Annotated in this window: 10 protein-coding genes; 7 read left to right on the top strand and 3 right to left on the bottom strand. The window is 70.0% G+C overall.

What is annotated here, in order from left to right; genetic code table 11:
* Window positions 1-356 precede the first annotated feature (356 nt).
* From VE326_10085 to VE326_10075, 3 genes are all read right to left on the bottom strand, one after another.
* The gene (locus VE326_10085) at window positions 357-521 is read right to left on the bottom strand and encodes a hypothetical protein (GenBank protein HYJ33555.1); all 165 of its coding nucleotides are present in this window, start codon (window positions 519-521) and stop codon (window positions 357-359) included.
* Between the two features lie 204 nt (window positions 522-725).
* The gene (locus VE326_10080; GenBank protein ID HYJ33554.1) at window positions 726-2,573 is read right to left on the bottom strand and encodes a HAMP domain-containing sensor histidine kinase; all 1,848 of its coding nucleotides are present in this window, start codon (window positions 2,571-2,573) and stop codon (window positions 726-728) included.
* A 17-nt stretch (window positions 2,574-2,590) separates the two neighbouring features.
* Entirely contained in the window at window positions 2,591-3,271 is a 681-nt protein-coding gene (locus tag VE326_10075; GenBank protein ID HYJ33553.1) for a hypothetical protein, read from the bottom strand.
* A gap of 75 nt (window positions 3,272-3,346) precedes the next feature.
* Here VE326_10075 and rlmD point away from each other — a divergent pair, with 75 nt between their 5' ends.
* The 7 genes from rlmD to VE326_10040 all read left to right on the top strand — a co-directional run.
* The gene (rlmD, locus tag VE326_10070; GenBank protein HYJ33552.1) at window positions 3,347-4,789 is read left to right on the top strand and encodes a 23S rRNA (uracil(1939)-C(5))-methyltransferase RlmD; all 1,443 of its coding nucleotides are present in this window, start codon (window positions 3,347-3,349) and stop codon (window positions 4,787-4,789) included.
* A gap of 197 nt (window positions 4,790-4,986) precedes the next feature.
* On the top strand, window positions 4,987-7,713 hold the full coding sequence (locus tag VE326_10065) for a pitrilysin family protein (GenBank protein ID HYJ33551.1): 2,727 nt from the start codon (window positions 4,987-4,989) through the stop codon (window positions 7,711-7,713).
* Window positions 7,703-9,040, top strand: a complete 1,338-nt coding sequence (locus VE326_10060) for a right-handed parallel beta-helix repeat-containing protein (protein HYJ33550.1) — start codon at window positions 7,703-7,705, stop codon at window positions 9,038-9,040. The genes VE326_10065 and VE326_10060 overlap by 11 nt, the downstream gene beginning before the upstream one ends.
* 103 nt (window positions 9,041-9,143) lie before the next feature.
* A complete protein-coding gene (locus tag VE326_10055) occupies window positions 9,144-9,842 on the top strand; it encodes a PDZ domain-containing protein (GenBank protein HYJ33549.1) in 699 nt (232 codons plus the stop codon).
* A gap of 494 nt (window positions 9,843-10,336) precedes the next feature.
* Entirely contained in the window at window positions 10,337-11,134 is a 798-nt protein-coding gene (locus VE326_10050) for a serine hydrolase (GenBank protein HYJ33548.1), read from the top strand.
* A 2-nt stretch (window positions 11,135-11,136) separates the two neighbouring features.
* Window positions 11,137-12,663 (top strand): peptidoglycan DD-metalloendopeptidase family protein, encoded by a 1,527-nt coding sequence (locus VE326_10045; protein ID HYJ33547.1) that lies wholly within the window; start codon window positions 11,137-11,139, stop codon window positions 12,661-12,663.
* A gap of 94 nt (window positions 12,664-12,757) precedes the next feature.
* A partial coding sequence (locus VE326_10040) for an aminotransferase class III-fold pyridoxal phosphate-dependent enzyme (protein ID HYJ33546.1) occupies window positions 12,758-13,570 on the top strand: 813 nt, incomplete at its 3' end.

The following is a 13,570-nucleotide window of genomic DNA, read 5'->3' as shown; positions in this document are numbered from 1 at the left end:
CCCCTTTTTCGCGGTGCGTGTTCGGTGGCTGGGAGACGACCGGCCACGGTATCATACGCCCCCGCCGCTGGCCAGCCGCCCCCCTGGATTCCATTCCGCCACCGAACGCGAAACGACGGGCCACCAGGGGGGCTACTTCCGATGGCCCATCGGTCCGCTCAAGCGCCCACAGGGGTTCGCCCTTCCCTGCGGACGGCGCCGCTACGTTGCGGCGCTACCGCTTACCAACCTGCCTTACCTCCGTCCGTGTTTCCGAGCGCCACGATGAAAGCGATCAGAAGGAGAGTTGCCACTGTTCCACCTCCTCTCTTGGGTTGGGGTCCGCTGCGTTGGAGCTGCGCTTGGGATCGAGCTGCTTACCAGCCGGCCTTGCCGCCGCCGTCACCGAACATCGAAATCACGAACGCGATCAGAAGGAGAGCTTCCATCTCACACCCCATGTTGGTTTGGGTTTTCGGTTTGCGTCGCTCGCGGTCTGCGAGTGCCTCGACGGAGACATGCTTGAGCAGCCGCCGTGCCATTTGCACGGCCCCGTCGAATTGGGGCTACAACTTGCTATATGCCAGGCACATGCCGAGCATGCAAAACGAGATCCCCGGGTACCTCTACGGACCAGGATCTGTCGCCTGTAATTGACGATTCGGGGAGCGATTCGTTATCTTGCGGAAGTGCAGCGGATTAGGCGTGTAGTCTAGAATTTACGACATCTGTCTTGGCCGGTTGACCTATGCGGCCTGGTCCAGCGATCCCTCGGCCGGAATCGAGATCGTGAACGTGCTCCCGCGCCCCAGCTCGCTTTCCACCCGGATCTCGCCGCCGTGCGCTTCCACGATGCCGCGGGCGATGGAGAGGCCCAGGCCGAGTCCCGAGGAGTTGAACTCCGTCGTTCCCGAGGAGTGCAGGTTCACGTCCTTCAGCTCCACGATCTTCGAGAAGATGCGCTCGAAGTCGTCCTTCGAGATCCCGATGCCCGAGTCGGCGACGTAGATCTCGATGGCCGCGCCGTTCCGGCGGGCACCGATCTCGATCGAGCCGCCGTCGCGCGTGAAGCGCACGGCGTTCTGGGCGATGTTGGTCAGCGCCTGCCTCAGGTAGTCCGCGTCCACGCGGGGATGGAGCAGCTCGGGCTCGATCGACAGGGAGACGGCCTGGCGCCGCTCGGCGGCGAGCGCGATGGTCCGCACCGCCACCTCCTCGGCGACGAGGCCCAGGTCGGCGGAAGCGAGCCGGAGCGGAAGGCGCTTGCGGTCGATCAGCGACATGTTCGTGAGGTCGCGCGCCAGCCGCGTCAGCGACCCCGCGGCCTCGCGGATCGCCCGGAACCCTTCCCGCTGCAGCTCGGTGTCGTTCGCGGCGGCCCCCTCGCCCATGAGGTCGGCGAACGCCCGGATCGTGGTGACCGGGGTCAGGATCTCGTGGGAGGCGATCGCGATGAAGTCGGACTTCATGCGGTCGATCTCCTCGAGGCGCTCGATCTCGTGGCGCTGCGCCGCGCGCATCGCCTCGAAATGGGCGGCCAGCGTCCCCATCTCGTCGGCCGACCGGATGTCGAGGGGAAGGTCGTAGTTTCCGCCGCGCATCGCGTTCGCGGCCTCGACGATCCGCCGGACGGGCCGCGTCACGCCGGTCGAGACGAGAATGCCGACGAGGAGGGCGACCACGATGAGCGCCGCGCCCGCGATCGTGAGCTCGCGGCCCACGCGTCCGAGGACCGCGGTCTCCTGGTCCAGGGACCGAAGGAGCGCGAAGCCGACACGTCCGCCGGCGGTCGGCCCTTCCAGCCGGCCGGCGAGCGCGAGGAAGCGATGCTCGCCGTCGGCCACCTGGACCACGCCCGGGCTCTGGGGAAGCGCGGCGAGCCGCCCGGCCAGGGAGCTCCGGAGCGTCGTGCGGATCGAGGCGGTTCCGTTCACGACGAAGACCACGTCGCTGCGCGTGGTCGCCTTGAGGCGCTCGGCCAGCGCGGCGTCGATGGTGCGCCCCAGGGTCAGCGTGCCAGCGAGCGCGCCATCCACGACGATGGGGACCACGGCCACGCGGTAGGCGCGCTCCCCTTCCACCAGATATCCCCGCGCGGCGCGCCCCGCCAGCGCCTCGCGCACCAGCGGCCATCGGGACCGGTCGGCGCCCGCGCCGGGAGCTCTGCCGGCGGCATCGTCGCCCTGCCCGGCCCTCGCGAGCAGTGTCCCGTGCTCGTCGGTCACGTCGAAGAGCGGCGCCTCGGCGTCGTGCTGGAAGTCCCGCGCCACGCCGAGCAGCGTGGCCTGGAAGTCGGCGTCCTTCCGGTCTCCGCGCGGAAGCGTGAGGAGCGCGAAGAACTTGGGATCGCGCGCCACGACCACGCCGACGCGCTCGAGGTTCTCCCCCTCCCGCTCCATCTGGTTCTCGAAGGCGAGCGCGGCGCGCTGGAGGTCGGCGGCCACGTTCCGGTTCACCTCTCCCGCCAGGCGATGGTTCACGAGGAGGAGCGCGGCCATCATGATGCCGAGAATCGGAAGGGAGGTGAGGACGGTGATCTTGAGGAGCAGCGAGATCCGCGGTCGCGGTGTCACGCCCGGGGCGTCGACGTTCATTCCGGCAACGCCTCCGCTCACTCGGCCCCGATCGCCAGGGCGGCGGTCCCGTTCGCGGGCACGTCGACGTCGCTGCTCCGCTCGCCGCGCCGGGGCAGCCAGACGACGACGGTGTGCTTCCCTTCCGGAACATCCTCGATGCGGAACCGCCCCAGGGCGTCCACGTAGCCGAACCGGCGGCTGGGCGCGACGACGATGTCGGCGCGCATGTCGGAGTGGATGTCGCAGTAGACCTGCACCAGCCCCGGCTTCTGGAACGTCAGCCGCTTCGACCTTCCGCGCGGATAACGGCCAAGGTCGAACTTCTTGGGAGGCGAATAGGAGAACACGTTGTGGAAGATGTTGTCGCTGTTCCGGAAATCCACCGCCTGCCCCGCCACGACCGCGAGGATCCGCGGGATGAACCGCTGCCCCTTCTGGTCGAGGAGCGCCGGGCTCGTCGAGATCCCGGCGGTGTCGGCGAGGTCGGCGAGATAGGCGACGCCGTAGGTCGTATCGGACGGATCGGACGTTCCCATCCGCGCCATGCTTCCGCTGAGCTGCCCGATGTAGGCGCCCGGCTTCATCCCGCCGCGGAAGGAGAGATCGGCCGGCGTCAGGGTCACGGCGCCCTCGATGGTGGCCGCGCGCCCGAGAGAGGCCGAGCCGAGGACCAGGAGGAGCGCCGCGGCGGCGGTCCGGCGGGGGAGAATTGGCATGCGTCTCCTATCGGCCCCCGGACGGGCTACCCTAAGCCCGTTCTTGGGCTTCGAGCTTGGTGTAAACTCCTCGGCGTGACCCACCGCGAGGGCTCCCAGGTGACCCCCGAAGTCGATCCCGTCCCGGCACAGGAATTCGCCGATTCCGGCCCCCGCCCGAGCCCCGCCGCGACCGTCCGGCGAGGCGACCGGCTGGAGCTGGAGGTGACCGGGCTCGCCTTCGGAGGAGCGGCGCTCGCGAAGGTGGACGGTTTCGTGATCTTCGTCGAGAACGCGCTGCCGGGGGACCGCGTCGCCGCCACCGTCTTCCGCCGAAAGCGCCAGTACGCCGAGGCGCGGGCCGAGGCGGTCCTCCGTCCTTCCCCCGCGCGCGTGACGCCGCGCTGCGAGCACGTGCCGATCTGCGGCGGGTGCCGCTTCCAGGACCTCGACTACGCGGAGCAGCTCCGCCACAAGGAGCGGCAGGTGGAGGAGTGCCTCGCCCACCTGGGGGGCCTCACGGCCGCCGTGCGCCCCGTGGTCCCGGCGCCGGAGCGCTTCCACTACCGGAACAAGATGGAGTTCTCCTTCGGCAGCGACGCCTCCGGCGCGCTCACGCTGGGGCTGCATCGCCGCGGGTTCTTCGACCGGAGCTTCGACCTCGGCCGCTGCCACATCGCCCGGCCGGTCGCGAGCGAGATCGTCGCGGAGACCCGCGCCTGGGCGCGCTCCGAAGGGCTCGAGCCCTACGACACGCGCCGCCACACGGGACTCCTCCGATTCCTCGCCGTGCGCGAGGGGATCCGTACGGGGCAGGTCATGGTGAATCTGGTCGCCTCGGCGCCGCACCCCTCCTTCGCGGGATTCGCCGAGCGGATCACCGCCGGCTTCCCGTCGATCGCCAGCGTCGTGCTGAACCTGACGCGGCGGAAAGCGCAGATCGCGGTGGGCGAGGAGGAGCGCGTGCTTGCCGGGCGGGACCGCATCGAGGAGCGCCTGGGGGATCTCGTCTTCGAGATCTCCTCCGCCTCCTTCTTCCAGACCAACACCGAACAGGGGGAGCGCCTGCTGGAAACCGCGATGGAGGGGCTGGAGCTTCGCGGCGACGAGCGGGTGCTCGACGTCTATTCGGGGACCGGCACCTTCACGCTGCCGATCGCGCGCCGTGCCCGGGAAGCGGTCGGCATCGAGTCCTCCGAGGCGGCGGTGCGCGACGCGCGGCGAAACGCCGAACGGAACGGGATCGAAAACGTCCGGTTCGTGCGGGCGGAAGCCGCCGAAGCGCTGCGCGAGGAGCGCGGCTCCCCGGACGCGGTGCTCGTCGACCCCCCGCGCGCGGGACTCCATCCCGCCGTGGCGCGGCGGCTGATCGAGATGGGCGCGCCGCGCCTCGTCTACGTCTCGTGCAACCCGGCGACCCTGGGGCGCGATCTCGCGCTCTTCTGCGAAGAACGGTATCGGCTCTCGTGGGTCCGGCCGGTCGACATGTTTCCGCACACCGCGCACATCGAGTGCGTCGCGGCGCTGGCGCGGGTCTGATGCCCGCGGCGGCGCCGTCCCATGCTACGCTTGAGCGCTGCGGCGCCCGGGAGGATGGAATGCGGCAGGTTTCGAACGTTCGACCGAGCGCCACACCACGGCTTTGCGGAGCGGGACTTCTCCTCTCCCTGCTCGCATTCACGGCGATCCAGGCACCGCCGGCTTCCGCCGGCGCCACTTCTAAAGGGAAACGTTCCATGACAGCCCCAGCGGCGAAGTCGCCCGTGCTCGAGACGACCCTCGACAACGGGCTCACGGTGTTGATCCAGGAGGTTCACACGGCGCCGGTGGCGGCCTTCATGGTCTGGTACAAGGTCGGCTCCCGGAACGAGAGCGCCGGCATCACCGGCATCTCCCATCTGCTCGAGCACATGATGTTCAAGGGGACGCCCACCTACGGCAAGGGGGAGATCTCCCGGCTGCTCCAGAAGAACGGCGCCACGTTCAACGCGGGCACGTCGCTCGACTACACGACCTACTTCGAGGTCCTTGCGAGCGACCGCCTGGAGATGGCGATGAAGATCGAGGCGGACCGCATGATTCACGCGACGATCCCCGACGAGGAGCACCGCCTGGAGATGACCGTCGTCCGCTCCGAGCTGGAGCGGAACGAGGACAATCCGCATCGCGCCCTCTATCTCGAAGCGATGGCGCAGGCCTTCAAGGCGCACCCCTACCACTGGCCCACCATCGGCTGGCGCACCGACGTCGAGCAGATCCGCACGGAGCAGATCCGCGACTACTACAAGAGCCACTACATGCCGAACAACGCGACGGTCGTGGTCGTCGGCGACGTGAGCGCGCCGGCCGCCCTCGCGATGGTGAAGCGGTACTTCGGAGCGGTCCCGAAGGGAACCGAGCCGCCGCCGGTCACCACGGTGGAGCCGCCGCAGATGGGTGAGCGCCGCTTCAAGATCCGGAAGCCGGGCGACACCCGCTACCTGCTCGTGGCCTGGAGAAATCCCGCGGTGACGCATCCCGACACCTACGCCCTCGACGTGCTCGGGATCATCCTGGGCCACGGCCAGACCTCGCGCCTCTACCAGGCGCTGGTGGAGAAGAAGCTCGCGGCCGAGGTGGACGCGAGCAACGACAACGGCCACGACCCGCTCCTCTTCAACGCGCAGGCGACGGCGGCGCCCGGGGTCGAGCTGGACCGCCTGGAAGCGGGACTCCTCGCCGAGGTCGATCGGCTCAAGACCCAGCCGGTCACGCCCCAGGAGCTCGCGCGGGCGAAGAAGCAGGTCGAGGCCTCGTTCATCTACTCCAAGGATTCGATCCGGAGCCTGGCGCAGCAGCTGGGGTACTACAACACCGTGGCTTCCTGGCGCTATCTGGACACCTATGTGGAGCGGGTCCGCGCGGTCACCGCCGAGGACCTGATGCGGGTGGCGCGCACCTATCTCACGGAGAACTCGCGCACGGTGGGCTGGTACGACCCGACGCCGGAAGACCAGGCCGAGGCCGGGAACGGCGCTCCCGCCGAGGCGGCCGGAGCGGCGGGCCCCTCGCGGTGGGTCGACCACTACCGACCCGACGAGGCGGCCGGCGCGCTCCCCGGCCTTCCCGCCTCCGCGGCTCGGGACGAGCGTGGGACGGGTGCGGCCGCTCCGGGCGCGGCCGCCATGCCGGCCGGCGTGATGCACGGGGCGGCTCCCGACCGCACGGTTCTCCCCAACGGGCTCACGCTGATCGTGCGGAACAACCCGGCGAATCCGACCATCTCCCTCCAGGGCCTCGTCAAGGCGGGCGGCATCTACGATCCGCCGGATCGGAGCGGGCTGGCCGGATTCACCGCCGCGATGCTGGATCAGGGCACGGCGAAGCGCACGGCGCTCCAGACCGCCGAGACGATCGAGGGCGCGGGCGCCCACCTCTCGTTCGACGGCGGGTCCGAGACGGTTTCGATCTCGGCCACGATGCTCTCCGCTGATCTCCCGACGGTGCTCGACGTGCTCGCCGACGCCCTCCAGCACCCCGCCTTCCCCGCGGACAAGATGGAGAAGATCCGCGCGGAGCGGATCACCGACTACCAGGTCGCCGAGAATTCGACGGCCAGCGTGGCGGCGCGCCGGGCGAACGGCCTCCTGTATCCCGAGGGGCACCCCTACCACGTGAACCCGATGGGCACCGACAGCACGCTCCGCGCGATCACGCGCGAGGATCTGGCGTCGTTCCACCGAAGCCACTACGGCCCCAACAACACGATCCTGGTCCTGGTCGGCGACGTCGATCCCAAGCGCGCGCTGGAGCTGGTGCGGGCCGCCTTCGGCGGATGGGCCAAGCTCGATCCGGTGCCGCCGTTCCAGGTTCCGAAGGCGGCGGCCCCGGCGACGACGCTCGAGCTGCGCGTGCCGATGAGGGGAAAATCGCAGACCGACGTCGTCTACGCGGTGCCCGGCATTCCCCGCACCGCGCCCGACTACGACGCGGCGATGGTGATGAACTACATCCTCGGCGGGGGCTCGCTCTCCAGCCGGCTCATGAACAGCCTGCGCGACGAGCAGGGGCTGGTGTACGGGGTCTATTCCTCGTTCGCGGCCGGCATCGGCGCGGGGCCGCTCTCGATCCGCGCCGGGACGAATCCCGCGAACGCCGACCGGGCGGTCGCGAGCATCCTCGAGCAGGTGCGCCGCATGGCGGAGCAGGGGCCGACCGACGCGGAGATGGAGGACGCGAAGGATTATCTGACCGGGGTGTTCCCGGTTCGTCTCGAGACCAACGCCGGCGTCGCCTCGCAGCTGGTGGCGGCGGAGGTCTATGGATTGGGGCTGGACTACATCGAGCGCTACACTTCGATCGTGCGCGGCGTGACGCGCGAGGCGGCCGCCGCGGCGGCGCGCGCCTACCTGCGCCCCGCCTCCGGCTACGCCCTGGTGGTGGCGGGGTCGGTCACGGCCCCGGGGAGCGCGGTTGGCCCTTAGGCGCCGTGCGACGCATCCGCTCCGCCGCCAGAGCCGCGCCTCGAGCGCGACCGCGCTCGCCGTGCTCCTTCTGCTCGCGCTCGTTCTGACGGCCGCCGCGCCGCGCCACGCCCCGGCCAAGCGACGCCCCGTTCCCCGCCAGCACAAGACGCTGCAGGCGGCGATCGACGCGGCGGCGCCGGGTGACACGGTCTGGGTCGCTCCCGGCGTCTACCGGGGGCCGTTCACCGTAAGGAAGAAGATCGTGCTCTACGCATTGGGGGGCGCCGAGAAGACCACGCTCGACGGCAGGGACAGCGTTCGGGTCCTGCATGTCGAGGGGGTCACCGGCATGAGCATCGTGGGCTTCACGATCCGGCGAGGCCACTCGAACAGCGGCGGCGGCATCTACTGCCTTCGCGACAGCATGGTGCAGATTTCCAACTGCGTCTTCACGGGCAACTGGGAGTCGGCCGTCTCCATCTGGGACTCGCAAGGGGTCGCCATCGGCAATTGCACCCTGCGGGAGAACAAGGGGAGCGCCATCGACGCCAACAACTCGGTGGTGGGTGTCTTCGAATCGAAGTTCTACGACAACGAGGGGCACGAAGGGGGCGCGATCTCGCTCAGCCATACGCGGCTCCTCATCCCCCTCCGCAACCTCGTGTTCGAGCGGAACCGGGCGGTCGGTTCCATCGGCGGCGCCGTCGCCGCCGAGGATTCGAGCCAGGGAACCGTCGTGAGCTGCTCCTTCAAGGAGAACAGCTCCGACGTGGCGGGAGGCGCGATGGGCATCGCGGGCGGCTCGGAGTTCAACGTCTCGCGGTCGACGTTCGAGAGGAATCAGGCCGGAACGGCCGGCGCGATCCAGTGCGATCACTCGCGCATGAACGTGGGACTCTGCCTCTTCAACCAGAATTCGGCGCTCTCGGCCTCCGCGGCGATGGGGATTGCCGGGCGCGGCATGAACAACGTCAATCCGGTGCTTCAGAGCAACACGTTCTTCGTGAACAGGGTCAAGGGAGACGGCGCCACCCTCTTCTTCACCGACGTCTCTCCCGAGGTGCGCAAAAACATCTTTGTGGTGGATCATGGTCAGCGCGCCGTGACGGGGCTGCAGACGTCTCCTCGATATGACTGCAACCTCATCTGGGATCCGTCCGGAGGGGCCATCGGCGCGCTCCCCTCCGTCAACACGTGGGTCGGGGACCCGCTCTTCTGCGACGCGGAGCACGGCAACTTCGCCCTCCGCGACCTGTCGCCCGCGCTTCGCGCGCCGTGTGGTCCGATCGGCGCCTTCATCGGAAAGGCGGGCTGCTCGACATTCCGGCTCCAACCGGCCAACTAGTTCCACCGTCCAAGGAAGGGCGGGAACTTCGGCCGGTCCTCGCGGTAGACCGGAGTGAGGCGCGGCGCAACCCCATCCCTATTTTTCGCTACGGAGGAACACGATGAGATTGCCTCGGTTCATGCGGCCGGTCTGGAGCCTCGCGGCTCTCGGCCTGGCGCTCACCCTCCTGACCGCCCCGGTGGCGGCGCGGGCGGATGACGACGACGACGACAATACCGACAACGGCCGGCAGGGCACGGTCCGGATCTATGGCGGCGACGACGCGCAGGGCGGCTATCTGGGCGTGCAGGTCCAGGACGTCACGCGCGCGCTCCAGCGGGCGCGCAGCCTTCCGACCGACGAGGGCGCCCTGGTCAGCCGCGTCGAGGAGGACAGTCCCGCGGATCGGGCGGGGGTCCGCCGCGGCGACGTGATCACGGAAGTGGACCGCGAGAAGATCGAAAGCTCCCAGGACCTGATCAAGGTCGTGCGCGGGCTCTCGCCGGGCAGCCGGACCCGCATCACGCTCTGGCGCTCGGGCTCGCTCCGCACGGTCAACGTCCAGCTGGGCGAGCGGCCGCAGGGGATGCCGGGGATGGGCATGCCCAACCTCCGGTTCCCGAGCAACGACGACCACCCGATGCCGCCCCAGATGGAGGACCGGGACGTTCAGCAGCAGATCCGGGACCTCCGGGACCAGCTCCGGGAGCTCCGGCAGGAGATCCAGTCCCTGCGGCAGGAACTGCAGCGTTCGAACGGGCACGATGACGATCATGACAACGACCGCTCGAAGGACAATGACAGCGACGACGACGATTAGGAGCGGAACGGCCTGAGACGCGAGGGGCCGTAAGGGACTGTACCGCATGAGAATGACGCGGCGCGCGCCACCCACGCGCGCCGCGTTTCTTCATTCCGTGCTCCGATGCAACCGCCCGGTAGACAGGATGGCAGGACCCATGCTATTATCTTGTCCAGTAGGGGCTTCCGAGCCCGTCAGGCTAGAACTTCCCCTTCAGTTCTGCCTGCCGCATCCGATAACCCTGAGAGAGGCGCCTTCCCCGTCTCTCCACCAACCGTCATTCAGGGAGTAACTCACGGATGAGGGCAGACCGAGCTATGACTTCTCCGCACCGCCTTCGAAAGATCGCTGTAATCGCCTGTGTCGCAATTGCTTTTGGGCTTGTTGCCGAGACCGGTGATGCCTCCGCGGCTGCCCGCTCCTCGCGGTCTTCCCGGCGGGCGCGCATCAGCGCGACGGCCGCCAGGTCGGCCCGCCACCGGCTGAGGGTTCGCCGGCGGCGCCAGGTCGCCATGCTCCGTCTCCCGGCGATCACCCCCTACGGCATCCCCCGGCTCCACGTCAAAGCGGCCTACGTCGAGGACGCCAGCGGCCAGGTGCTCTTCCAGAAGAATCCCGAACGGGTCTATCCGATCGCCAGCCTGACCAAGCTGGTCAGCGCCCTGGTGCTGCTCGATACCACGCCCGATTGGGACCGCGTCGTCGAGGTCCTTCCGGAAGACGTTCGCAATTCCAGCCGCTCGCACATCCGTCCGCACGAGGAGATCACGGTGCGCGACCTGATTCACGCCATGCTCATGTCGTCCGACAACGTGGCCGCCAAGGCGCTCGCGCGCACCTGCGGTCTCGACCGCAGCGAGTTCGTGCGGCGGATGAACGTGAAGGCCGACTCTCTCGGCCTTTCCGGCGCGCGCTTCGTCGAGCCCACGGGACTGAGCGAGCAGAACGTCGCCACCGCCCAGGCCGTGGCCAAGCTCCTGCGCGCCGCCGCCAGCAATGAGATCGTCAGCACGATCATGCAGAAGGAGCAGTACACCTTCACGTCCAACCGCCGCCTGCACCTCCTGATCAACACGAACCGGCTCCTGCGCAGCAAGTGGCGCGTCACGGCGGGCAAGACCGGGTTCATCCAGGAAGCGGGCTACTGCCTCGCCACCAATATCCAGGCACCGACCGGAACGGAAATCACGGCTGTCGTCTTGGGAGCGCCCAGCAACGCCCTTCGGTTCGCCGAAGCCAAGCGGATTCTCGACTGGACCATCCGCTTCGCGCTCCATCGCGATCTCGACCCCGCCGTGGAGAACCAATAGGGTTGCCGCCGGCGCGGCGCACGAGAACGCCGGCCGCTCGTGACCGGGGGCGCGGGACGCCCTCGCGGGTCACGCTTCGGGCCGCGCTCATTCTCGTCGCCGCGTCGGTCGGCTTCGCTGCCTGCGTTCCACCCGCGGCGCTCGCGGCCGACCACGCCGCCTCCTCCAACGCCGCATCGCGCGCCGAGCCGATCGCCGGCGCCTTCGTCTACCCCGTCGGCGACGAGCTCGACTTCACCCAAGCCCATCCGGGCGAGTCCGCGGGCTTCACCATCTCCGATTCCTATCTCGTCGTGCGCGACGGAAAGCACGGGCAGCGCACCCACCAGGGGGTGGATCTTTCGTGCGGACACGGCGGATCGCCCGTCCGCGCGGTCGCTTCGGGGGTCGTCGTGGTGGCCGATGCGCGGGCGATGATCCGGGAGCGGAGCGCGAAGAACGTCAAGGTGACCCGGGTCGTGAAGAGGAAGCGGGTGACCCGGTGGGTGACGCGGTACCGGACCACGACGCGGTGGCGCACGGGATGGGGCAACTACGTCGTGATCCGCCACACGCTCCCCGACGGACAGATCGTGCATTCGCTCTACGGCCACCTGAAGTCCGGCTCGATCCGGGTCCGCGGGGGCGACGCGGTCGCCGCGGGCCAGGTCATCGCGCAGGTCGGAAACACCGGACGCGCCTCGTCGCCCCACCTCCACCTCGAGATCCGAAGCGCCGAGCCCGCCCCCTCGGCCGGCGACGACTTCGACCCCGAGGAAGCGGAGAACGCGACCGTCCAGGACCGCACCTTCGCGCTGCTCGCCACGGTCGACCCGGTCGCGTTTCTGGAGCATCACGTCCGCCGCTTCGAGGACCTGGATCCGCGCGGGTGGGAAACGCGCTACGCCCTGGCCGCCTGCCGCGACGGCATCCTGGCGGGCGAGGGGAGCCGCTTCGAACCCGACGACGCGATCACGCGGGGCGACTTCTGCCGGGCGCTTGCCTCCCTGTTCGGCGCCGCCGGGACGGCCGTCCTGAAGGCGGAGGGCCCGGAACGGTCGGACGACGCCCTGACCCGCTCCGAGGCGCTCGAGCTCCTGCTCCGCTGTCTCGACATCTCCGCCGCGCGCGGGCAGAACCTCGCCTCGTTCGAGCGGCAGGAGCTGAGCTCCGATTTCAATCGCGTGTTCGCCGGCGGCGAGGCCGCCGAGCGGGCCGACCGCCAGGCGCGCGCCGCCGCGCTCGCGGAGACCGCGGCGCGCCGGAAGGCCGCCGAGGCGGAGTACGCGCGGGCGCTCCGCGCCGCGAAGGCGATGCACGGCCGCTCCCACAGGCGCGTGAAGCGCGCGGTGGTCGTTCCGGTCGCGCCCGCGGCACGGCTGGATCCCGGAGTCGAGGCGCTCGCCCGGTCCGACCATCGCCTCACCCGCGCCGAGAGCTGCCTCCTGCTGGCCTCCGCCTTCCGCCTGGGGCACGAGCGCGCCTCCGCGCTGGAGCAGGCGGCCGCGCGCGTGACCGCCACCTCTTCGTCCGAGGCCTCTTCGCGCTAGCGGTTCGTCCCTTCGGGCGGGGCCCGGCGACCTGGAAAGGGCCCGGCCGCCGCGAGGGCTGGCATCCGGCGCCGTTCGCTGGCATCCTCCCGACGTGAGCACGAGGCGCCACCCGCGCACGCCGCATCCGCCGCGGCCGAAGCTGGTCCGCGCCGAAGGGATGCGCGTCTGGGACTCCGAGGGGCGCCGATACCTGGACGCCACCTCGGGCGCCTTCTGCATGCAGCTGGGCTACACGCGTCCCGACCTGAGCGCCGCGATGGCGGAGGCCGCCTCCAGCCTGCCGCACGCCCGCCCCTCCCTCTTCGACAGCGAACCCGCCTCGCGTTACCGGGAGGAGCTGCTTCGGGCCGCCGGGCCGCCGTTTACGCGCGTCCTTCTCGCCACATCGGGAAGCGAAGCGGTGGAGATCGCGATCAAGGTCGCCTGGTGGTGGCAGCGCGAGCGCGGCGCCGCCGACCGGCGCGCCATCCTTTCCCTCTCGGGCCACTACCACGGCTCCACGCTCGCCGCACTCGACGCGACCGGCTGGCCGGCGCGGCGCTCGCCCTACCAGCCCTGGCTTCCGGAGCGCGCCTTCGGCCCGGCCGCCCACTGCGCGCGCTGTTTCCGGGGACTAAGTTATCCCTCGTGCGGCCTCGCCTGCGCGGAAACGGCCCTCGAAGAGGCGGAGACGGCGGCGGCGCTTTTGGCCGAGACGGTCCCCGCGGCCGGGCTCGCGGCGGCGGTGCCTCCGAAGGGGTGGCTCGCGCGGATCCGCGCGCGGTGCGACGAGGCGGGCGCGCTCTGGATCGCCGACGAGGTGCTCACCGGCTTCGGGCGGACGGGCGCGCTCTTCGCCTGGTCGCGCCTGGCGGAGCGGGACGGGGTGGACGCGGCGCCCGACCTGGTCGCGTTCGGCAAGGGA

It is taken from the genome of Candidatus Binatia bacterium, assembly GCA_035631035.1.
Lineage (GTDB): Bacteria > Eisenbacteria > RBG-16-71-46 > SZUA-252 > SZUA-252 > DASQJL01.
The sequence above is the reverse complement of the archived record's forward strand: the minus strand, read 5'-3'. Positions and strand labels throughout refer to the sequence as shown.